Source organism: Bacillus sp. T17B1, from assembly GCF_026796395.1.
Taxonomy (GTDB): domain Bacteria; phylum Bacillota; class Bacilli; order Bacillales; family Bacillaceae; genus Bacillus; species Bacillus spizizenii_A.
This window is the reverse complement of the sequence record NZ_JALAYA010000029.1, coordinates 1-21,182: the sequence shown is the minus strand read 5'-3', so window position 1 is coordinate 21,182 and position 21,182 is coordinate 1. Positions and strand designations below refer to the sequence as shown.

Genomic DNA, 21,182 nt, shown 5'->3' with positions numbered 1-21,182 from the left:
ATACCTCATATCGTACATAACGAACGGAATGCGCGTCAAACCTTTTTTCGACCTTTTCACTAAACAGTCGATCTTTCGATGAGACGGTAATCGAGAACTTTCTTTTCAATCGGCTGTTGCTGAATTCTTTTTTTCAGCATGGCAAACGCCTGCTTTCCCATTTCCTTTGTCTGAATATCAATCGTTGTGATACCAAGCGATTCGCTGATTTCATGGTTATCAATGCTTAAGATTGCAAGCTCATCCGGTACTGATAGCCGCTGAGCCTTTGCTTCAAGTAAAAGCCCTGCTGAAACTTGATCATTGGCAACGAAAAGAGCCGTCGGCTTTTCCTTCCACTTTTTCCACTTGTGAAAAAGTGCCTTGCCATCATTTATTGAAACCGCTTTCTCAATCACCCAGTCTTCATGAAATGCTTCTCCGATCTCTTCCAATGCTTCTTTATAAGCTTTAATTCGAAAATGGCTATTCATGCCTTTTTTTCTTGCCAAACAGATGGCTATTTTTTTATGCCCTTTGGCAATTAAATAGTCCAAGCCGTACCGGAATGCTTGTTGGTGAGGAATGCTGATGGTTGGAAAACGTCCGATATCTGAATTCTGGCAAAGCAATATCGGGCCTTCCCATTCCAGGATTTTTTCATCAGAAAGCGCTTTTGAGCAAAAAATTAACCCGTCAACCTGTCGCTGCTTTAATTGGGACAGCGCAAAGATTTCTTTCTGTACATCATAGTTTGTTTGGAATAAAGAGAGGTGAATCCCGGATTCCGCGGCAGCGTCGGCAATACCTGCAATCAGCTCTGCAAAATAAGGCAGATTAACCGTTGGCAAGACAACGCCAATCATATTTGAAAATCCTTTCGATAAATGTACAGCGTGGATATTTCTCGTGTACTCTAATGCTTCCATTGCCTCAAGCACTCTATTTCTTTTGTCTTCACTGACGTAAGGATGATTGTTTATGACTCGGGAAACCGTTGAAACGGAGACACCGGCTTTCTCTGCAATGTTTTTAATATTAGCCATAAATTCCCTTCTTTCTAAATTCCCTTGATCTGGAATGCGTTTCATACAATATGATAGGAACGTACCAGACATATTTTGTGTTTTAGCTGAAAGGAGAAGATCAAATGGGTTTCTTCATTTTAATTGGATTATGTCTGACTGTTCTCGGCGGCAGCTGTCTTGCTGTAAAACCTCTCAATCAAAAACATGAAATTAAACCCTTTCGAACATTTGATGATTTTTTTATTTAATGCAGATAAAAAAGGACGATGTCGAGAACAAAGTCCTTTTTTATTTCCAGTTACGGCAGTATGATTAATTCCTTTGGATATTGGGTCAGAGCAACCGCTCCGTCCTTTGTTACATGAACGTCATCCTCAATGCGCACGCCGCCGATTTCAGGCACATAAATCCCGGGTTCGATCGTGTAGACCATGCCTTCCTGCAGCAGTGTATCGTTGGCTTGGCTCATAGATGGGTACTCATGGACAGATATCCCGAGTCCGTGTCCCAGCCGGTGGGGGAAATAATCTCCATACCCTGCTTTTTCAATAATTGCGCGGGCAGTTAAATCCAGATCTCCGATTCTGACACCAGGTTTGCTTGCGTCAATCGCGGCTTTTTCCGCTTGAAGCACGGTCTCATAAATCTCCTCTTGCTTCGGATTGACAGTCTTGTATGCAAACGTTCTTGTAATATCTGAGCAGTAGCCATCAAGAATAACACCCAGATCAAATAAAACAAGATCACCCCTCTTCAACGTGGCTGTACCCGGATTTCCGTGAGGCTGGCCTGATTTTTTTCCAAACAAAACCATTGTGGAGAAAGACATGCCCTGAATTCCTTTTTTCTTCAGCTCATACTCGATTTGAGCGAGCACTTCCATTTCACTGATGCCTTCACGCAAAGCAGCTGTGCCGACTTCAACACCGTAATCAGCAAGCTTTGCCGCCTCTTTCAGCAAACGAATTTCATTGTCGTCTTTAATCAGGCGAAATTGATTAAGTGTTTCTTCTGCTGAAACAAATTGAGCACCGCCTACTGAATGCTTCAGCTGTTCTGCACGTGTTAGTGAGATCGAATCCTTTTCTACCGCGAGTGTATGTATGCTGATATTTCGCTTTTTCAAGGCTTTCTCTATCAGTTCCCACGGATTTTCATGGTCTGCATAACCAATGATTTCGTGATTCCAGCCTGCGTTGCGGGCCTGGTTTGCTTCCATTCCAGGACAAACAAAGAAAGGGTCCTCTTCTTGAAAAATAAATAAACCCATTAATCTTTCATGCGGCTCTGTGTAAAAACCGGTTAAGTAAAAAACATTCTCCTTCGTATGGATAAATGCGGCAGTATGCCCCACTTCCTTCAGCCATGAAGAGACGCGTTGTATTCTATTCACTTCTAGTTCCTCCCTGCCATTTGCAATGCTTTATTCTGTCTTTCATTGTAACAGGTTTTACAGGTGTTTGCCTTCCGCGGCGCCTTCGTTTTCGATCCATTTTATTTCCTGCCCCGCTTCCTGTATACTGACAGTAGAGTTCAAGCGCAGGGAGTTGTTCCGTTTTGCTGATGAATTTTTTCAGACGAAAAGCAGTTATGTTCTTAACGGTTTTTGGAATTTCCGCTCCTTTTATCGGTATGAAGATGGTCGGTTTTTATTATTACAGCTCCATTATAGGCTGTGCAGCGGGTTTCCTATGCTGTATTCTCGCTCTCATCATGGTTACAAAAAGATCCGATAAAGACAAAAAAGAAGGAAAAGCTTGATACATAAAAAAACAGCAGCCCAATTGGACTGCTAATTTTTATTTTAGGAGTCTTAACCCGTTTAAGATCACCAGAATCGTACTCCCCTCATGACCGATCACGCCAAATGGCAATTCCATCACCTGCAAAAAATTGGCGCAAATCAGCAAGCAGATCACAGCTAGAGAAAACACGATATTTTGTTTGATAATCCTGTTCATTTTCCGTGACAAACGGCACATGTTTACGAGCTTTTTCAAATCGTTTTGCATGAGTACCATATCAGCGGTCTCAAGGGCGACATCTGTTCCGCCGCCCATTGCAATGCCGACATCCGCCGCTTTAAGTGCAGGCGCATCATTAATTCCGTCACCGACCATTGCAATCGTTCCGACTTCTTCTTTTAACCGTATAATTTCATTCACTTTTTGGTCAGGCAGGCATTCTGCAGCAACAGTTGTCATGCCGGCTTCGTCCGCTATCGCTTGAGCCGTGTCCTCATGATCACCTGTCAGCATGGCCGTTTTAATCCCTAATCGGTTCAATTCTTCCATGACCTCTTTTGCTTCGGGCCTGATTTGATCTTTCAGAGCGATACAGCCCGCAATTTGATTATCCTTTTTGACAAATACAATCGTATGGCCGTTTCGAATGACATCTGATGCTGTTTGTTTTATAAATTGTGCTGACATTTCCTCGCCGATAAAACCCGCTTTACCGATCTTCCATTTCGCGCCCGACACTTCTGCCATAACGCCAAACCCTGATGTTTCTTCTATAGATATGTAGCCGGACTGATTTACGCCGCGGCTTTCAGCGTATGTAGTTATTGCTTGAGCGAGCGGATGGCTTGATTGCGATTCGATGGCATAGACGGCCTCAAGAACTTCCGCTTCACTGAATCCTTCTGCAATTCTGATCGTCTCAACGGCAGGCTGGCCTTTTGTTACAGTGCCCGTTTTATCAAACGCGATCATTTGCACAGAGCCAAGCTGTTCAAGGAAGACACTCCCTTTCACAAGCATACCGTTGCGAGCGCCATTTGAAATCAAGGACAACGCAGCCGGCATAATAGAGGCGACAAGAGCACAAGGTGAGGCGACAACCATAAATACCATTGCGCGGTAGAAGGTTTCACTCCAGCTCCAGCCCATTGCAAAATGCGGCACGAATAACAAGAGCCCCACCGCGATCAGCACACCTTTTACATAAGCATTTTCAAATCGTTCGATGAAAGCTTGTGCGGGTGAAACACTGCTTTGCGCAGATTCAACAAGTTTGATAATTTTTCTGAATAACGAATCTTCATTTGCTTTCGTAACACGGACGGTCAAGGAGCCGTTGCGATTCACTGTTCCCGTAAATACAGCGTCGCCGGTGTTTTTTTCTGCAGGCATTGATTCACCAGTTAATGCTGACTCATCAATGCTTGTTGATCCTGATTCAATGATACCGTCTGCCGCTACGCGTTCTCCGGGTTTGATCACAATCATATCACCGGCCTTTAATTCCGACACTGGAACTCTTTTGGTTTCGCCATTGACCATCAGCGTTGCTTCTTCAGGCTCAAGCTGCATTAAAGAAGTTAAATCTCTGCTGCTTTTATTCATCGTGTATGTTTCTAAAGCTCCGCTTAAGGAAAAAATAAATATTAAAATAGCACCCTCCGCCCAGTATCCGATCAAGGCGGAACCAATTGCAGCAAATATCATTAAAAGTTCTACATTCAGCGTTTTGGATTCGAGCGTTTCTTCAATTCCTTCCTTTGCTTTAGCAAATCCGCCGATCACAAAAGCCAGCAAGTAAAGTGTTATTGATAATACTTGATATCCGGATAAGAGCCAGCCCGCCAAAATAAGAGCGCCTGACACGAGTGCTGCGATAAGCTCCGCATGCTGTGCCCAGTTTTTTTCTTTCTGCTCTGTTTTTAATGACTCATGCGGATCGTGTTGAACGATAACTTGTTCATTCATATCAAATTCTCCTCTCTAATTGAGAACGTAAATCATCTTCATTTCTCTTATAAAAACAAAATTGCCGCCCAAAAGGCAGCTTTATGTCAGTTACTTCTTGATGTCTTCCTTTATTATAGCATGCGCAATCAGAATTTCAATTATAATTATTTTAATTTCTTCTTGATAATAATTATCATTAAAATCCATAATTCTTTATTAAACAAAAATAGCTGAGAGTCAGTGCTCTCAGCTATTCTTCCGTCCATTCTTTCAGCTGTTCGGCCGTCATCGGGCCAATTTTTGTTTTTTCAATTTCCCCCTTTTCATTCAGCAAAAATGATGTTGGGATCGTGATGATATGATACTCCTTCATCAATTCTCCTTTTGAATCAAGAACGATCGGAAACGTCAGCTTGTTTGTTTTAATAAAGTCTTCAACGGCTTGCTGATTTTGTTCTGAGTTCACTAAATTCACCGTTACCAGCTTTACGCCGTCGGATTGATGGATATTATAATACGATTGAAACTGGGGAAGCTCCTTTTTGCAGGGCGGACACCAAGAAGTCCAAAAATGCAGGATGGTTTTTTGCCCTTTATGCGGGATCGAGATATCCTCCCCTTCTATCGTTTTCATAAGAAAAACAGCAGGAACTGCAGGCTGTTTACCCTCAGCGGCTGCCACATCAGGAAACCATGCAATCATCCCCAACAACATAAGGCATATAGTTAGCAAGCGCTTCGTTAACATGGAATCTTCCTTTCATGCTTTTCAATTAGCTTGCCCCTGCTTTTTCTTTATCATCCTTCAATTCGCGGCGTTCTGTTTCCTCCCGTAAGGAAAACAGACACCCGCAGCACTTTGCAAATCTGTGTATAGTGAAGACTCGTCAGCAAAATCATCCCGGTGTTCATCCCTAGGATAATCCCGAGCATTTGCAAATTCTCCATTGACCCCAGCACATACATCATACTTAGGGCAACGATATGGCTCCACACATTGTGATAAAAAGCCTCTTTTACAAACCCCATTCCGATTAAGCACGCCTGCAGCGGCATGACAAACAGATGAAAAAGAAAGTAGGGCCACAACAGCTGCAAGTAATACTGCGCTTCAGGGGAATGGAAAAACAAATGTGTGAGAGGTTCCGCAAACTGGAACATGATCCAGACGGCCGGTATGCCATAGCCAAACGTAATGAAAATCGACTGCTTCAGTCTTTTTAATACGATGTCATATTGCGAAAGGGCATAAGCTTCCGAAATACTCGGTATCATGACAACCATTAACGAATGGGCAATAAAAGCAGGGAACGACCCTATCGTCACAGCCACACCGGCCAGCATTCCATATTGATCGATCGCCGCTGTCCCGGCAACGCCCGCAGCCAAAAGCGCTCCTTTTACTAAAAAGGGTTCAATCGCATTGACGACTGCATGAAAAATACGAAGCCCCGTTGTAGGAATGGAAACGGCAAGCAGTCTTTTTCTTACATCCTTTCCGCGTAAATGAATGTGCTGCTGGCCGGATACCGCCCGCCTCGCCATGATAAACTGTGAATATAAATAAACAAGCACAACCACATCACTCACGACGAGGACAAACAAGGAAATCAGCACAGCCGTATTCAACTCAAATGAGTACCATTGAAAAAAGAGGAATAAGCACAAGAGCTGGATGATTTTTTTCAGCACATTGGCGATTGCGATCTTCCCCATTTTTTGCACACCCATAAAATACCCTCTTGCAATTGAAGTAAAGGCGACAATAGGAATTAAGCCGATGACAATCCCTTTAATAAAAGGATGGTATGTATCAAATACCGGAATGAACGGAAGAGCAATACTGGCAGCTGCGGTAGAAAACGCTGTAAAAACGACCGTCATTCTGAATGCGTGCCTCAGCATGCTTTCATGAAGCTTAGGGTTTGATTCGGCAATGAATTTAGAAATTGAGATTGGCAGTTCTAGGCTTGCGATGACGATAATTAAAAAGATCGTGGGCAAAATACTCATGTAAAGCCCCATCCCGTGCTCGCCAAGCTCTCGCGCCAAAATCATATTCACGACAAATTCAAGGCATTCAGCGAAAAAGGCGGCAATGGATAAAAGAATGATCCCTTTCACAAATCGATTCATGAAGTCTCTCCTTGTCTCTTGTACTACCAACATCATATGAGACAAGTTCAAAAATTATTTTATTTTTACTCTTTATATGTAAAAAAGCACAGCTGAGACAAATTGTCTCTTCTATGCTTAGATGGCAAAAACGTGCCTGCCGATTTTTTCTATGATTTTTCTTGAACGAATCCAATCATCTGACGCTGTTTTCGGATTATAGAAGAATATGGCATCTGTTTCTCTACTTTTTGAGGACAGTGCTTCTTCGGCAGCAGCAATCGATTCTTTATCAGGCTTTTGATTAATGCTTCCGTTTGCGACCGGTTCAAAGGCGTTTTTCTGATAAATAACCCCTCTTATAGTATCAGGAAAACCTTTTCTCTCCGTTCTGTTCAGCACAACGCTTGCTACGGCGACCTTGCCTTTATAGGATTCTCCCTTAGCCTCTGCGTGAACGAGACGGGACAGCAGATCTTTTTCAGACTGTGTATATGTTTCTTTCTTTTCAGATGTTTTGGCCGGCTTGTCTTTGTCTTTCTCTTCCTTTTCAGTGTGTGCTGATAGCTTGATCGGCTTTATTTTATTCTGATCCTTATCAGCAGACAGTGAAGGGAAAAATTCGTCTCTGTCTTGATCTATATGTGTAAGCCATTTCGCTTCTTCATGTTTTGTCTTCTTTGTGCTCATTAGTGAAGCATGTGTATGTTCAATTTTTGCTGCAGGCATGAAACAAAGAAGAAAAACAGCCAGAGCAGTGAATTTCGTTGTCATACAGTTTCCTCCTTAAAGTGCTCAAAAAAACACTTCATAACCTTAACAAGGGATCTATTCATTTTCACGGAAAAAGATTTTCCAACTCTCCCAAGGAGGCATCAGGATGGAATTTACCGGATGACCGGCTGGTTAATGGAAGAAAAAATAGCTTTAAATTACATAAATATTGTTAATTTAAAACACAATTATCCATTTATGGTATTTTACATTTTGATTACATATATTGCAGTCGATTGTAATAAAGAATCTACATTCTGTCATATATGAAAAAAAGGCATCTCACGTATGAGAAACCTTTAGCTTCTTGGTTGTTCTAAGTATTGAAATATTACATCTCCACCTTGCTGGGCAATACCTCGGAAATGTTTAAAATCATCTTGTTTAGATAACACAGCCCTGAAATCCAGGAAATGCTCTTTCTGAACTCTCAGTTCATTTATTGCGCCGGTGCGCAGCTGTTCAATCATTTCTGTAATCTCTTCGGGACGCAACAAAAATTCCCCCTTTTTCTTTCTATTGACGAAAATCAATATATCATCTTTATAACGTCAGGACAATTCCTTAGAGAGATAAAACTCCTTATCGCTTTACTTCTCAATGAAAATACTGCAAAATACTTTCAAAAGGCATTATTATGTTTAAAGGAGAGGAAGCTTGTGAAAATCGCTAAGGTTGGAAACGTCATTGAATTTAAAAACGGATTAACCGGTGTTGTTGAAAAAGTAAATGAGAATTCTGTTATCGTTGATGTGACGATCATGGATAACTATCGGGATCTTGAGTTAGATTCATTGACAGTTGTTAATCATAAAAATTACAAGATCATCAGAGACTCCTATTAAAACCTCCTCATTTCCACATTCATTCGCAAAAGCTGCAAGACGATCAATTAAACACCTTACATATGAAATTCGCTTTCTCAAAAGCTGCCGGCCGGCAGCTTTTTTACATCAAAAACACCGATTATGAATCGGCGTTTTTGTCTATTTCCGTTATTTCTATATAGAACTCGCTGGCAGATCCTGCTTCATACAGGTTGATCAATGACGTTGAATAATTTGTAATCTCCCCCCGGAAGGCAAGATTTCGTTCCGGAACCTCCACGTTAAACGTTTTTTCATACAACAGGACAGCGATATCATGATAAGTCTCACTCGTAACGTTTAGTGTAAATGCAATTTTGCGCTTCGGCTCGCTCTCCTCTTGATATGCAGCTATTTCTAACGGTACATCGTTTAATCGCAATGTTTTCACTTCATATCACTCCTTTACCGTTCATGCATCTTAGCATACCTTAACGAACGTTTACAATGAATCTGTACTGATCTATTATGTTTACCAATTCTTTAGAAAAGACACCTTTACAAACATACGTTCGATCAACTATAATAAAACAGACGAGCTGCCATCCAGCATCCCGTCTTTTCATTAGAAAGCGGCGAGTGAGCCCCCCGAATTCACTCGTCTTTTTTATAAAAAACAAACACTTTTAGATAAGTATATCTTTCATCCAACAACCATCATATCCAAAAGATGGCAAAAAAAAACACTTAGAAAGCCCGTCACTCAAAACTTTTATAAGTTGACAATCTGCAATATCCTTCATCATTAACCATTCCTCTTTATCTATCGTATAAGTTTCGCCGCCGATATTTTATTTCTTATATGCCCTCAAACATATGTCAGCTTAACCCTCTCCTCATGCATCGAAGGAGGAGCCGTGTGTTACTCGGCTTCTGAAACTGCATGGTCGTTTGTTATTTGTAACCACCTCTCTCATAAATATACCCCCATCGTATGATCGCATTAATAACTGCGTATGTAATTCGAAATAATGAACAAAAAAATAACCCCGCCAAAAAGGCGAGGTCACTTTGATTACGAGGCACACTCCGTATCACTTCGAAAAAATTAGCGATTATCAATCGTCTCCGGATACAAGTCATGGTTCATCATACGGTATTCAGCCATTTTCTCATACTTCGTGCCCGGTTTTCCGTAGTTTGTGTACGGGTCAATGGAAATACCGCCTCTTGGCGTGAATTTGCCCCATACTTCAATGTAGCGCGGGTCCATTAATTCGATCAAGTCATTCATGATGATGTTCATGCAGTCTTCGTGGAAGTCACCATGGTTTCTGAAACTGAACAGGTACAGTTTTAATGATTTGCTTTCAACCATTTTTTCATCAGGGATGTAGCTGATGTAGATTGTTGCAAAGTCAGGCTGTCCTGTCTTCGGGCATAAAGATGTAAATTCAGGGCAGTTGAATTTTACAAAGTAATCACGGTTTACATGCTTATTCGGGAAGGATTCCAGCACGTCCGGCGCATATTCAAACAAATAATTTGTTCCTTGGTTGCCAAGCAGTGTGACACCTTCTAATTCTGATTCTTTTCTAGTCGTCATATTTATCTTCCTTTCTATTATACTCCGCGTTTGTTGCCCCATAACAGGGTGTGCAGCTGCGGAAGCACTCTGACCAGATTCAGCTCCGCGTCTACAGCTACCTTATCAACAAGCGCTTCATACTTTCCAAGCAAATGTGCAATCAGTGACTGATCGTCTGTTGTATGCACATCATCATTACCGACTTGTAAATAAAACGGGATTTCCGGGTAACGTTTGTGCACCGTTTTAGCAAACTCCAAATCTTCATCACTAAAAATGACTACCTTCAAGCTGACAGCATGCTGTCTATTATTCTCTTTAAGTGAAGTCAAAATGTGATCAAGCTTATTAAAGTTCGTCACCATTTTTGAGCTTGGCGGTTTTGGAGAAATTGTCAAATCATCAATCAGCGTAAACCAATTCTGATAAACAGTCCCCTGGGTTTCAAGAGCTGCACGGATATTGTTTTCCTTCAGCAGATCTATAAAAGCATCCAGCTGTTTTAACAGGGCCGGGTTGCCGCCTGAGATCGTCACGTGTGAAAACGCGTCTCCCCCAATGTCCTTAAGCTCGGCAAAAATCTCCTCAGCCGTCATCCAGCGAATATCTTTTTTAGCAGACCCATCCCAAGTAAAGGCGGAGTCACACCAGCTGCAGGAATAGTCACAGCCGGCTGTACGGACGAACATCGTTTTCTGTCCGATCACCATGCCTTCTCCTTGAATCGTCGGGCCGAAAATTTCTAATACAGGAATTCCTTTAGCCATTCAAACCACCCTTTTTCGGACGGTAGACACAGTAACTTGTCGGTGTTTCACGGACAAACACCTGTACACAGCTCGGCTTATTCTCCAATGTGTCTAAATAAGCCTGTACGTTGTCATAAATCGTTTTCGCCACGACTTCAGTTGTCGGGAGCGAATACCGGTCGTCCTGAGAAAAATCTTCATGATCATTTAGAAGCGTATGATCATAGTTTCCGTGCACCAGTTTTTTGAGTACGCTGAAATTCACAAGGAAGCCGGAGTCATCAAGTTCGTCGCCGGCAACGGTAATATTTACGGTATACGTATGCCCGTGAACCCTGCTGCACGCTCCAGCACTTTCCCGAGGGATAAAATGAGCAGCTGAGATGTGCATGTCCTTATTCAATTCAAATGAATAAGGATGCTGGGCCTGCGGATAAATTTGAGATAACAATTTATGCACGCTCTCCTTTCATCGCCATATATTCTTCATACCCTTTTGAACGAAGGTGGCATGCCGGACATTCGCCGCAGCCGTCTGCGATAATGCCGTTATAACATGTCAGTGTGTTGTTTTTTACAAAATCAAGCGCGCCAAGCTCATCTGCAAGCTTCCACGTTTCTGCCTTATTGAGCCACATGAGAGGCGTATGGATCACGAACGGTTTCTCCATCGCCAAGTTTACTGTTACATTGCAAGATTTCACGAATTCATCGCGGCAATCAGGGTAACCGCTGAAGTCTGTCTCGCAAACTCCTGTAATAATGTGGCGCGCGCCAATTTGGTATGCCAGAATAGACGCAAAAGATAAGAATACCAAATTGCGGCCCGGAACGAATGTGGATGGCAATTCGCCGTCTTTCACTTCTATATCAATATCATTTCTTGTCAGAGCATTCGGTGCAAGCTGATTTAAAAGTGACATATCGAGCAAATGGTTTTTCACACCAAGCTTTTCTGCAATGGATTTTGCCACTTCAATTTCCTGCGAATGACGCTGATTGTAATGAAAAGTCACCGTTTCGACTTCTTCGAATTCCTTTAGAGCCCACAGTAAGCACGTGGTGCTGTCTTGACCGCCGCTAAACACGACAATTGCTTTTTCTTTTTTCATGATTCCTCTCCTTCTCCGCAATAAAAACTTTCGGCGAGAGACATCGCTACAGCTGATTCACACACAAAAAAACACCTTTTCGGAAGGTGCTCTAGAAAAACATAAAAAAGGCCGTATCCAAGGATACAGCTCGTCCTTAGTTTTTTATAGAGGGTGTAGCTAGAACCTCTCCCGCATATCGAACGGATTTTCTTCAATTTTTCACTTCTGCTATCTTACCATACTGTTGTTTTTCTTGACAATAAAAAAAGTCAGCCCCTAGCTTTCCGTTCAAGCATCGTTCTGCAATGACGGCTCGCTTCATTATATATGTATGTTACAAACTGCGCCGCCGGGGAGACCTTTTGCAAATCAGGGCGCCTATGAAGGCCAAACTCACATAGCCAAACAAGGGATAAATCGTTGAAATCAGCTTGCCGTATCCAATTTGGCTCGTGATATAAGCCGTAATCATAATGGCTGCAAAGATATATTTGCTTTTCATAGGCAGAAAGCTCTGCACTTGTTTTTCCAACCCATATAGATTGCCGATAACTGATGTGAACACTTCACCGAAGATAATGAGCAAATAAATCAAATGGACAGATCGCGCAAAGAGATAAACCACTTGAGCCATCGGTATATCATATAAAAATACATCCGGGAGTGTCGACAAAGACAGAAAACTCGCGGACAGCACAATCGTCAGCATGGTGCCTCCGATTAAAGCGCCTTTTTTTATCACTTTTTCCGATGGCATTTCATTCGCCAGCGGAACCAATACAGCCTGGGCAAGCGATAAATTCAAAGCACCGTAAGAAACCGCTGACAACAGCCAGTCCCAGCGATGCGGCCAGACCCACTGTGCTGCGTTCCGCGACTCACTGAAAATAAAAGAGTCGGCCACCACAATCATAGAAAAGATAATCAAAAGAGGAACAACAAACACATTGACGCCGAAAATGCCTTTTACCCCTTTAGTCATCACAATTAAGCTCAATCCGATTGTAATCAGCATCCCAATCTGAGCAGACATCCCCAGTTGCTCCTCAAAAAGTGCCCCTGCCCCAGAAAGCATAACAGATGTGACACCGAGGAGGACAAATAGCATAAACACATTGATAATCCGCCCAGCTGTCGCCCCGAACAAGAATATATTCATTTCTTGATATGACTTAGCATTGATTCGCTTTGAAATGATCATCAGCTTGGCCCCCAAAAACGTAAACATCCCGCCGCTGATGATAATACCGAATAAACCGAACCAGCCGAACTTCAGAAAAAATTCAACAATTTCCCTGCCAGTCGCAAATCCAGCTCCGACTACTGTGCCGACATACACAAAAGCAAGCTGACTTGCAGACCCTTTTGATTGTTCCATTTCTCCCCTCCGAACGAACCGCAGTTTTGTCCATATATGCCTTTTTATAACCTATGAGACAAGTTCATTGAAAAGACGAAGAAAACATGTTTTACTGGGTAAACAAATCAAAAATTTTTTATGCAAAAGACTTGAAAGTCAAAGATGGTCAGAGTATACTATGAATCAAAGTTGGTCAAACGAACCGGCCTTTTTTAAAAACCGATTGGTCAAAGTTGGTCAAATAGTCAGATTGCTTTGAGCATATGGTTTTGAAAGCCGATAAGTTTGCCGTATACTAATAGTCAAAGAAGGTCAAACCCAAACGACCTTTTTATTCACATTCATTAGTCAAAGAAGATCAAACTTTTAAGGAGGTTATGGCAAATGCGTTGTCAACATTGTCATCAGAACGAGGCGACGATTCGCCTTAACATGCAAATAAATTCCGTTCATAAACATATGGTTCTATGTGAAACCTGCTATAACGAACTGACTCGTAAACCTTCAATGAGCATGGGTCCTCAATCTTTCGGTTTTCCGTTTGAACATGCATTCCAGCCGAAAGAACATAGCGCAGCAAAACAAAGCGAGAAAAAAGGATTGCTTGATGAGCTGGCTCAAAATATTACAAACGGTGCAAAAGCAGCTCTCATTGACCCCGTCATCGGTCGTGATGAAGAAGTGGCGCGCGTGATCGAAATTCTGAACCGCCGCAACAAAAACAATCCAGTTCTGATTGGTGAGCCGGGTGTAGGGAAAACTGCCATCGCCGAAGGGCTTGCGTTAAAAATTGCTGAAGGTGATGTTCCAAACAAACTGAAAAATAAAGAGCTTTACTTGCTTGATGTTGCATCCCTTGTTGCAAACACAGGGATCAGAGGCCAATTTGAAGAGAGGATGAAACAGCTGATCACAGAGCTGAAAGAACGAAAAAATGTCATTCTGTTCATTGATGAAATTCATCTTCTCGTTGGTGCAGGCTCTGCAGAAGGATCAATGGACGCAGGCAACATTCTTAAACCTGCGCTTGCCAGAGGCGAACTGCAAGTCATCGGTGCGACAACACTGAAAGAATACCGTCAAATTGAAAAAGATGCCGCACTGGAAAGACGTTTTCAGCCTGTCATGGTGCAGGAGCCTTCAATCGAACAGGCCATCCTCATTCTGCAAGGGATCAAAGACAAATATGAAGCATACCATGGCGTGACATTCAGTGATGAAGCAATCAAAGCTTGTGTGACTTTATCATCCCGTTACATTCAAGACAGACACCTGCCGGATAAAGCGATTGACTTATTAGATGAAGCAGGTTCTAAAGCCAATCTGTTAATTGATGAGCTGAATGATGAAGATGCGGCTGAACGCATAACTGCGATTAAAGCCGAAAAAACAAAAGCCCTGGAAGAAGAAAATTACGAACTGGCGGCAAAACTCCGTGATGAAGAAATTGCATTAGAGAAGAAGCTGAACAGCTCTTCTGCTCATTCCGCTGTCACTGTGGAAGCTGAGCACATTCAGGATATCATTGAACAAAAAACAGGCATCCCTGTCGGCAAACTGCAGGCAGATGAACAAACTAAAATGAAAGAACTTGAAGCAAAACTTCGTGAACGCGTGATCGGACAAGAAGCTGCTGTCCAAAAAGTGGCAAAAGCGGTAAGACGAAGCCGCGCAGGATTAAAATCCAAAAACAGACCAGTCGGCTCCTTTCTCTTTGTCGGTCCTACCGGTGTAGGGAAAACAGAGCTTTCTAAAACACTGGCAGATGAATTATTCGGCAGGAAAGATGCCATTATCCGCCTCGATATGAGCGAATACATGGAGAAACACGCCGTATCTAAAATTATCGGTTCACCGCCTGGATATGTCGGCCATGAGGAAGCTGGGCAATTAACAGAAAAAGTGCGCCGCAATCCATACAGCATCGTGTTGCTGGATGAGATTGAGAAAGCACACCCTGACGTTCAGCATATGTTCCTGCAAATTATGGAGGACGGCCGTCTGACAGACAGCCAAGGCAGAACCGTAAGCTTTAAAGACACTGTGATTATCATGACGAGCAACGCGGGTGCTGGTGAGAAACAAACGAAAGTCGGTTTCCAATCAGATGACAGTGTTATTGAAGAACAAACATTGATTGATTCACTGTCCATGTTCTTTAAACCTGAGTTCCTCAACCGTTTTGACAGCATTATTGAGTTCCGCTCACTGGAAAAAGAACATTTGGTCAAAATCGTCAGCCTGATGCTTGGAGAACTTGAAGACACACTTTCAGAACGCGGCATCAGCTTGAATGTGACAGACGAAGCGAAAGAAATAATCGCTGAGCTGGGCTACCACCCTTCATTCGGCGCACGTCCGCTCAGAAGAACCATTCAAGAATGGATTGAGGATAAAATGACCGATCTGCTGCTTGACAATAACGAGATCACAAGTTTTCACGTCACTGCAGAGGATCATACAATCAAAGTACAAGCGAAATAACAATCAGCGGTTTCCTATTTAGGAAGCCGCTTTTTTGCGGATTCATACTCTGGAATGAGAAAATACCGTCCCTTCCCCCGAAGCATTACTTCCCTTCATCCTTTACACTTTTCTTAAGGAGGGATGGAACATGTTTATATACAGTGAATATTTATTTCTATTAATATATGAAAACCGTCTAAAGGACAGCTTGCAAACAAACTGCCACATTCAATACCGCTAAACTCTAGGGCTTTTCAACCTTGAAAGGCCCGTTTTGTTTATTTCTCCCTTCTATGCCTCTTCCTTGAATATTTCATGAACAAATTCACAATGTCCCTAAAGTTCCGGGCACCAAAACCGATATTAACCATAGACAAGCTAGTAAAAAAGGATTTGGTGAAAACTATGGATAAAACTTCGTTAATCGGTATTATTCTTGCTTTTGTGGCATTGAGCGTGGGGATGGTTCTGAAAGGCGTCAGTTTCAGCGCGCTTGCAAACCCAGCCGCCATTTTAATTATTATCGCCGGGACAATCTCAGCAGTCGTTATTGCGTTCCCAACCAAGGAAATTAAAAAAGTGCCTGCGCTGTTCCGAGTGTTATTTAAAGAAAACAAACAGCTGACGATAGAGGAGCTCATTCCTATGTTCTCTGACTGGGCCCAGCTTGCACGCCGCGAAGGCTTGCTTGCTTTAGAAGCAAGCATTGAGGATGTAGATGACGCCTTCCTGAAAAACGGGCTCAGCATGGCTGTTGATGGTCAAAGTGCAGAATTTATCAGAGATATCATGACCGAGGAAGTCGAAGCGATGGAGGACAGGCACCAAGCCGGAGCCGCTATTTTTACACAGGCGGGAACGTACGCGCCGACACTTGGAGTACTAGGCGCTGTAATCGGACTGATTGCCGCCCTCTCTCATATGGATAACACAGATGAGCTTGGACACGCTATCAGTGCAGCCTTTGTCGCCACTCTTCTCGGTATTTTTACGGGATATGTATTATGGCATCCTTTCGCAAATAAATTAAAACGCAAATCAAAACAAGAAGTAAAACTGCGTGAAGTCATGATTGAAGGTGTTTTATCCGTTTTAGAAGGACAGGCACCAAAAGTCATCGAACAAAAGCTTTTAATGTATCTTCCTGCGAAGGACCGCTTGAAATTTGCAGAACAAGGAGAGGCGCAAAATGGCGAGAAAAAAGAAGAAGAAGCATGAGGACGAACACGTTGATGAATCATGGCTCGTCCCTTACGCCGATATCCTTACTCTTCTCTTGGCATTATTTATTGTGCTGTACGCGAGCAGTTCGATTGACGCAGCTAAGTTTCAGATGCTTTCAAAATCATTTAATGAAGTCTTTACTGGCGGCACCGGAGTAATGGACTACTCCAGTGTCACCCCTCCAGAAAACGAGTCAGACGGAATTGATAAAGTTGAAAAGGATAAAGAAGAGAAAGAGAAAAACAAGCAAGAAAAAGAAAAAGCCGCTGATCAAAAAGAACTTGAAAATGTGAAGAGCCAGGTGGAAAAGTTCATCAAAGATAAAAAGCTGGAACATCAGCTGGAAACGAAGATGACTAGTGAAGGTCTTCTGATTACGATTAAAGACAGTATCTTCTTTGATTCTGGAAAAGCGGACATACGTAAGGAAGATGTTCCGCTTGCAAAAGAGATTTCAAATCTTCTTGTGATTAATCCGCCAAGAAATATCATTATAAGCGGACATACTGATAATATGCCAATTAAAAATTCTGAATTCCAATCAAACTGGCATTTAAGCGTTATGAGAGCGGTAAACTTTATGGGGCTTCTCATTGAAAACCCTAAGCTCGATGCAAGAGTATTCAGTGCCAAGGGGTACGGTGAGTATAAACCGGTTGCTTCCAACAAAACAGCGGAAGGCCGAAGCAAAAACCGGCGTGTTGAAGTTCTCATCTTGCCGAGAGGCGCAGCGGAAACAAATGAAAAATAGTAAAAAAGGAAGCCTGTGACATATCAGGCTTCCTTTTTTACTTATTATGAAACTGTTTTGCGTTTAATCCTACTCTTTTTAACATGTCGGTGCACATCTCTACCTCTTCTTCGCTTAATACGCTGATCATTTCATCAATTTCAGCAGCGTGATCGGGGAAAATACCATCCAAAAGACTGATGCCTTTTTCAGTGATTTGTGCAAATGTCACTCGTCTGTCTGTAGGAGACGCTTTCCGAATGAGGAGTTCTTTTTGTTCCAGCTTATCAACTACATATGTGATGCTCCCGCTAGCCAAGAGAATTTTATCTCCTATCTGCTGCAGCGGCTGATCGCCTTTATGGTACAACAGCTCTAGTACAGCAAATTCAGTCGGGTTTAGTCCATGCTTATGAATATGCTTGTTCATATGATCGTTAATGGACCGATACGCGCGCGACAGCACGATAAATAACTTCAGTGATTTTTCTGTCATGTCTCAATCATCCTTTTAGAAACCGTTACAGAGAAACATTAATAAACAAAGACCGAAATGTCAATAAAAATCTTTCCAATATTTCTCTTCTTTTTTATACTATAAACTGTTCAACATCTTTTTCTCATTTTTTTGGTTATTTTTTCTTATTAAAGAAGAAGAAACAATGATATAATACCTCTAATCAGGTGTATGTTGGAGCGATGCAAATTGAAAATACTAAAAGGCGCCTGCGGGAGAGTCAAACTATATATGATACTGGTCGTGATTCCGGCAATCGTCATCAGCTTTTTCGTATATGAAAAAGAAAAAGATACAATAGCAGCAGAACATAAGCAAGAAGCGAGTGTTCTGCTGAACCTTCACCGCAACAAAATCAATTATTTAATCGGAGAAACAGAGGCGAGAATGACCTCCTTGTCCATCGCCATTGACAGACCGGTTGATATAAAGAAAATGCAGTCGATTTTGGAAAAAACCTTTGATTCAGAGCCGAGATTTTCCGGTCTCTATTTTCTAAATGCCAAAGGAGACGTCACCGCAAGCACAACAGAATTAAAAATGAAAGTAAACCTGGCTGACAGATCTTTTTTTACAAAAGCAAAGGAAACAAAGAAGACAGTCATTTCAGATAGTTATTCGAGCAGAATTACAGGTCAGCCGATTTTTACAATTTGTGTCCCTGTTTTGGACTCAAAACGAGATGTGACAAATTATCTTGTCGCAGCTATACAAATTGATTATCTGAAAAATCTCATTAACTTACTAAGCCCTGATGTTTATATTGAAGTAGTGAACCAAGATGGAAAAATGATTTTTTCGAGCGGACAGCCCTCCCATGCAATAGATCAGAAGCCCGTCAGCGGATATCTCGATGATATCAGCTGGAATATGAAAGTATATCCCAACCCGGTTACAATAGAAGAACTGACAAAAAGCCTTGTGCTTCCGCTTTCATGCAGTATTGTTCTGCTGAATATCCTTTTTATTCTCGTGCTGTATTATTTGCTGAAGCGGCAGACACAGCTGGAGCGCTCAGAAAATGAAGCGCAAAAATTAGAGCTGATCGGAACGCTTGCTGCCAGCACTGCCCATGAAATCCGTAACCCGCTCACCGGCATAAGCGGCTTTATTCAGCTGCTGCAAAAGAAATATAAAGGTGAAGAAGATCAGCTTTACTTCTCCATTATCGAACAAGAGATAAAGCGCATTAATCAAATTGTGAGTGAATTTCTCGTTCTCGGCAAGCCGACAGCTGAAAAATGGGAGCTGAATTCGCTTCAGGATATTATCGGTGAAATTATGCCGATCATCTATTCCGAGGGTAACCTATATAATGTAGAGGTCGAATTACAGTATTTAACTGAGCAGCCTTTACTCGTAAAATGTACCAAAGATCATATTAAACAAGTGATTTTAAATGTAGCAAAAAATGGCCTCGAGTCAATGCCTGAAGGAGGCAAACTGACGATCTCCCTGGGGACTTTGGATAAAAAAGCCATTATCAAAGTTGTGGATAACGGTGAAGGGATTTCTCAGGAAATGCTGGATCATATCTTCCTTCCCTTTGTTACTTCTAAAGAAAAAGGAACCGGTCTCGGGCTTGTCGTATGTAAACGGATCGTTCTGATGTACGGTGGCTCTATTCATATCGAAAGTGAAGTGCGAAGAGGCACAGAGGTGACGATCACCCTCCCCATATCCGCTTCATAGCCCCCTGACCGTGTCAGGAGGGTTTTTTTATCTTCGTGACCGGGCCGACTTGCTTGCTGTTCTGCCAGAAGAGAGTATTTTGATGAAGCGGAACAGCAATTTCAGAAGCAAAAAAACATAAAGAATAGTAAAAACCCCTTTAAACCTTCCGTGGCATCTAAAAACTCATATTCCCTCTCCCCGTCACTTTTTGCTGCATGTCAATCTCAAGAACGATAACAATGATCACTGTAACGTATAGATAAAGGACAAGGCTGTCATGCTCCATTTAGAAAGCCATGAAAACACAGCGTGTGTGACGCCGAAAAAGATGCTGCCAAAAATGCCGATCACCCAAAAATGCACCTCTTTGTCGGTTAAATGAATGCCAAACATTCCGCATAATGAAATAAAAGCGTCATGAAATTGATTGGACCATTTCAGTAATGAGAATCGCCAGTTCTTTCATCAGTTCCCTCTTTCAAATAAATTTGTCCAGAAAAAAAGAGCGCTTCTGAAAAGCTCTCTCTTTATATATGCATTTGATAGTGCCACTATTTATTTGCATCATATGCCGGCATAACATCTCTGCGGGGCCACAAGCCTAATTTCTTTACAAGGCCTTGAATCCCTTGAGAATGTTCGTTTTCATGCATGAGCTGGTGATATTCATTTATTAAACAATCCAGCTCCTGACTGTGTCTGATCGTGTCATGCCCTGTAAATCCCTGCTTTCTAGCGGCATCTATCATTAACTTTCTTTTTTCATCAATAGACACCAACAATCTTTCTTGTTTAGAAGAACCGCCCATTCACTTCACCCCTCGCCGCTAAGAAATAGGAAACAAGTTTGGTTGGGTTATTGTGCATTATTACAGATTATACTTTATTTGTAAACATATTTTCATTAAATAAGTTATTTTTTTCAGGTATAATAGATATATTGATAGGATTAGAAGAACAATACCCAGGTGAAGAATATCTTAAACACGCTGCCAGGCAAGGAGGTATGCCCGATGAAGAAAAAGAAAGCAATAATGCTTGGAGCGGCAGGCGGAAAAGCGATGTTAAAAAGGAAAAACCGAAAAAAATGTATCCAGTACACCACTATTTTTTTTCAAATGCTTCACGATTGGAGAAATGGCGACTATCCCCGTTCCCAGGTTAAAACCCTATTTTTTCTAACTGCTGCCATCTTATATATCGCCATGCCGCTCGATATCATTCCAGATGTTATACTCGGTCTTGGAATCATTGACGATGCAGCTGTTTTAGGTTTGATTTGGATGCTAATTAAAAAAGAAATGTCACAATATGAAAAGTGGCGTTTGCAATAAATATAAAAAGCCCCGTTCTTCGAACGGGGCTCAGGCTGTCGAGAAAATC

General features: G+C 42.0%; 22 protein-coding genes, 1 pseudogene and 1 riboswitch. Of the genes and pseudogenes, 7 read left to right on the top strand and 16 right to left on the bottom strand.

Annotated elements, in window-relative coordinates; translation table 11 throughout:
* Positions 1-59 precede the first annotated feature (59 nt).
* Complete coding sequence (locus MOF34_RS14115) at positions 60-1,025, bottom strand: LacI family DNA-binding transcriptional regulator (protein WP_019714208.1); 966 nt, start codon at positions 1,023-1,025, stop codon at positions 60-62.
* Between the two features lie 280 nt (positions 1,026-1,305).
* Entirely contained in the window at positions 1,306-2,400 is a 1,095-nt protein-coding gene (gene papB / locus MOF34_RS14110; protein ID WP_268400564.1) for a di/tri-peptidase, read from the bottom strand.
* A 164-nt stretch (positions 2,401-2,564) separates the two neighbouring features.
* Between papB and MOF34_RS14105 the strand changes: the two genes are divergently transcribed.
* Positions 2,565-2,768 carry a hypothetical protein gene (locus MOF34_RS14105; protein WP_019714206.1) on the top strand — a complete coding sequence of 68 codons (204 nt, stop codon included), beginning with the start codon at positions 2,565-2,567 and terminating at the stop codon, positions 2,766-2,768.
* A gap of 38 nt (positions 2,769-2,806) precedes the next feature.
* On the opposite strand, the gene pfeT is transcribed toward MOF34_RS14105, so the two are convergent.
* The 5 genes from pfeT to MOF34_RS14080 all read right to left on the bottom strand — a co-directional run bounded on the left by pfeT (position 2,807) and on the right by MOF34_RS14080 (position 8,085).
* A complete protein-coding gene (gene pfeT / locus MOF34_RS14100) occupies positions 2,807-4,720 on the bottom strand; it encodes a metal-transporting ATPase PfeT (RefSeq protein WP_268400563.1) in 1,914 nt (637 codons plus the stop codon).
* 232 nt (positions 4,721-4,952) lie between these two features.
* Positions 4,953-5,450 carry an endospore biogenesis thiol-disulfide oxidoreductase StoA gene (stoA, locus tag MOF34_RS14095; RefSeq protein ID WP_268400562.1) on the bottom strand — a complete coding sequence of 166 codons (498 nt, stop codon included), beginning with the start codon at positions 5,448-5,450 and terminating at the stop codon, positions 4,953-4,955.
* Between the two features lie 50 nt (positions 5,451-5,500).
* Entirely contained in the window at positions 5,501-6,838 is a 1,338-nt protein-coding gene (gene ykvU, locus MOF34_RS14090; protein ID WP_268400561.1) for a sporulation protein YkvU, read from the bottom strand.
* A gap of 117 nt (positions 6,839-6,955) precedes the next feature.
* Positions 6,956-7,591, bottom strand: a complete 636-nt coding sequence (locus MOF34_RS14085; RefSeq protein ID WP_268400560.1) for a cell wall hydrolase — start codon at positions 7,589-7,591, stop codon at positions 6,956-6,958.
* A 299-nt stretch (positions 7,592-7,890) separates the two neighbouring features.
* Positions 7,891-8,085, bottom strand: a complete 195-nt coding sequence (locus MOF34_RS14080; protein ID WP_003218622.1) for a hypothetical protein — start codon at positions 8,083-8,085, stop codon at positions 7,891-7,893.
* 165 nt (positions 8,086-8,250) lie between these two features.
* On the opposite strand from MOF34_RS14080, the gene MOF34_RS14075 reads away from it, so the two are divergent.
* On the top strand, positions 8,251-8,436 hold the full coding sequence (locus MOF34_RS14075) for a YkvS family protein (RefSeq protein WP_003232446.1): 186 nt from the start codon (positions 8,251-8,253) through the stop codon (positions 8,434-8,436).
* Positions 8,437-8,557: 121 nt separating this feature from the next.
* Here the strand turns inward: MOF34_RS14075 and MOF34_RS14070 are convergent, their stop codons facing one another.
* The 6 genes from MOF34_RS14070 to MOF34_RS14045 all read right to left on the bottom strand — a co-directional run bounded on the left by MOF34_RS14070 (position 8,558) and on the right by MOF34_RS14045 (position 13,206).
* Entirely contained in the window at positions 8,558-8,848 is a 291-nt protein-coding gene (locus MOF34_RS14070) for a DUF3219 family protein (RefSeq protein WP_268400559.1), read from the bottom strand.
* Positions 8,849-9,505: 657 nt separating this feature from the next.
* Positions 9,506-10,003 (bottom strand): preQ(1) synthase, encoded by a 498-nt coding sequence (gene queF / locus MOF34_RS14065; protein WP_003218613.1) that lies wholly within the window; start codon positions 10,001-10,003, stop codon positions 9,506-9,508.
* 17 nt (positions 10,004-10,020) lie between these two features.
* Positions 10,021-10,752: a 7-carboxy-7-deazaguanine synthase QueE gene (gene queE, locus MOF34_RS14060; protein WP_268400558.1), complete on the bottom strand. Its 732-nt coding sequence runs from the start codon at positions 10,750-10,752 to the stop codon at positions 10,021-10,023.
* Positions 10,745-11,194, bottom strand: coding sequence for a 6-carboxytetrahydropterin synthase QueD (queD, locus tag MOF34_RS14055; protein WP_072182858.1), 450 nt, complete (start codon positions 11,192-11,194; stop codon positions 10,745-10,747). The genes queE and queD overlap by 8 nt, the downstream gene beginning before the upstream one ends.
* Complete coding sequence (gene queC, locus MOF34_RS14050; RefSeq protein ID WP_003218610.1) at positions 11,187-11,846, bottom strand: 7-cyano-7-deazaguanine synthase QueC; 660 nt, start codon at positions 11,844-11,846, stop codon at positions 11,187-11,189. The genes queD and queC overlap by 8 nt, the downstream gene beginning before the upstream one ends.
* A 130-nt stretch (positions 11,847-11,976) precedes the next feature.
* Positions 11,977-12,021: riboswitch (PreQ1 riboswitch) on the bottom strand.
* 141 nt (positions 12,022-12,162) lie between these two features.
* Positions 12,163-13,206, bottom strand: a complete 1,044-nt coding sequence (locus tag MOF34_RS14045; RefSeq protein WP_019714197.1) for a membrane protein — start codon at positions 13,204-13,206, stop codon at positions 12,163-12,165.
* Between the two features lie 366 nt (positions 13,207-13,572).
* Here MOF34_RS14045 and clpE point away from each other — a divergent pair, with 366 nt between their 5' ends.
* The 3 genes from clpE (at position 13,573) to motB (ending at position 17,629) form a co-directional block, all read left to right on the top strand.
* Entirely contained in the window at positions 13,573-15,672 is a 2,100-nt protein-coding gene (gene clpE / locus MOF34_RS14040) for an ATP-dependent protease ATP-binding subunit ClpE (RefSeq protein WP_268400557.1), read from the top strand.
* A 387-nt stretch (positions 15,673-16,059) separates the two neighbouring features.
* On the top strand, positions 16,060-16,872 hold the full coding sequence (gene motA, locus MOF34_RS14035; RefSeq protein WP_268400556.1) for a flagellar motor stator protein MotA: 813 nt from the start codon (positions 16,060-16,062) through the stop codon (positions 16,870-16,872).
* Positions 16,844-17,629 (top strand): flagellar motor protein MotB, encoded by a 786-nt coding sequence (gene motB / locus MOF34_RS14030; protein ID WP_268400555.1) that lies wholly within the window; start codon positions 16,844-16,846, stop codon positions 17,627-17,629. Before motA ends, motB begins: the two co-directional genes overlap by 29 nt.
* 37 nt (positions 17,630-17,666) lie before the next feature.
* Here motB and mhqR read toward each other — a convergent pair whose 3' ends face one another.
* Entirely contained in the window at positions 17,667-18,104 is a 438-nt protein-coding gene (gene mhqR / locus MOF34_RS14025) for a MarR family transcriptional regulator MhqR (protein ID WP_268400554.1), read from the bottom strand.
* 192 nt (positions 18,105-18,296) lie between these two features.
* Between mhqR and kinD the strand changes: the two genes are divergently transcribed.
* Positions 18,297-19,817: a sporulation kinase KinD gene (gene kinD / locus MOF34_RS14020; RefSeq protein ID WP_268400553.1), complete on the top strand. Its 1,521-nt coding sequence runs from the start codon at positions 18,297-18,299 to the stop codon at positions 19,815-19,817.
* A 27-nt stretch (positions 19,818-19,844) separates the two neighbouring features.
* Here kinD and MOF34_RS14015 read toward each other — a convergent pair.
* Positions 19,845-20,265 (bottom strand): annotated as a pseudogene (locus MOF34_RS14015) (hypothetical protein).
* An 85-nt stretch (positions 20,266-20,350) separates the two neighbouring features.
* Complete coding sequence (spo0E, locus tag MOF34_RS14010) at positions 20,351-20,608, bottom strand: aspartyl-phosphate phosphatase Spo0E (RefSeq protein ID WP_268400552.1); 258 nt, start codon at positions 20,606-20,608, stop codon at positions 20,351-20,353.
* A gap of 204 nt (positions 20,609-20,812) precedes the next feature.
* On the opposite strand from spo0E, the gene MOF34_RS14005 reads away from it, so the two are divergent.
* Positions 20,813-21,133: a YkvA family protein gene (locus MOF34_RS14005; RefSeq protein WP_268400551.1), complete on the top strand. Its 321-nt coding sequence runs from the start codon at positions 20,813-20,815 to the stop codon at positions 21,131-21,133.
* The last annotated feature ends 49 nt before the right edge of the window (positions 21,134-21,182 follow it).

Excerpts from the sequence above, each read along its gene's own strand:
- MOF34_RS14085 (WP_268400560.1), bottom strand. The coding sequence starts at position 7,591 with ATGACAACGAAATTCACTGCTCTGGCTGTTTTTCTTCTTTGTTTCATG.
- queC (WP_003218610.1), bottom strand. The coding sequence starts at position 11,846 with ATGAAAAAAGAAAAAGCAATTGTCGTGTTTAGCGGCGGTCAAGACAGC.
- clpE (WP_268400557.1), top strand. The coding sequence starts at position 13,573 with ATGCGTTGTCAACATTGTCATCAGAACGAGGCGACGATTCGCCTTAAC.
- pfeT (WP_268400563.1), bottom strand. The coding sequence starts at position 4,720 with ATGAATGAACAAGTTATCGTTCAACACGATCCGCATGAGTCATTAAAA.
- kinD (WP_268400553.1), top strand. The coding sequence starts at position 18,297 with ATGTTGGAGCGATGCAAATTGAAAATACTAAAAGGCGCCTGCGGGAGA.
- queE (WP_268400558.1), bottom strand. The coding sequence starts at position 10,752 with ATGGCTAAAGGAATTCCTGTATTAGAAATTTTCGGCCCGACGATTCAA.
- spo0E (WP_268400552.1), bottom strand. The coding sequence starts at position 20,608 with ATGGGCGGTTCTTCTAAACAAGAAAGATTGTTGGTGTCTATTGATGAA.
- motA (WP_268400556.1), top strand. The coding sequence starts at position 16,060 with ATGGATAAAACTTCGTTAATCGGTATTATTCTTGCTTTTGTGGCATTG.
- mhqR (WP_268400554.1), bottom strand. The coding sequence starts at position 18,104 with ATGACAGAAAAATCACTGAAGTTATTTATCGTGCTGTCGCGCGCGTAT.
- ykvU (WP_268400561.1), bottom strand. The coding sequence starts at position 6,838 with ATGAATCGATTTGTGAAAGGGATCATTCTTTTATCCATTGCCGCCTTT.
- MOF34_RS14115 (WP_019714208.1), bottom strand. The coding sequence starts at position 1,025 with ATGGCTAATATTAAAAACATTGCAGAGAAAGCCGGTGTCTCCGTTTCA.
- MOF34_RS14045 (WP_019714197.1), bottom strand. The coding sequence starts at position 13,206 with ATGGAACAATCAAAAGGGTCTGCAAGTCAGCTTGCTTTTGTGTATGTC.
- MOF34_RS14005 (WP_268400551.1), top strand. The coding sequence starts at position 20,813 with ATGAAGAAAAAGAAAGCAATAATGCTTGGAGCGGCAGGCGGAAAAGCG.
- queF (WP_003218613.1), bottom strand. The coding sequence starts at position 10,003 with ATGACGACTAGAAAAGAATCAGAATTAGAAGGTGTCACACTGCTTGGC.
- stoA (WP_268400562.1), bottom strand. The coding sequence starts at position 5,450 with ATGTTAACGAAGCGCTTGCTAACTATATGCCTTATGTTGTTGGGGATG.
- motB (WP_268400555.1), top strand. The coding sequence starts at position 16,844 with ATGGCGAGAAAAAAGAAGAAGAAGCATGAGGACGAACACGTTGATGAA.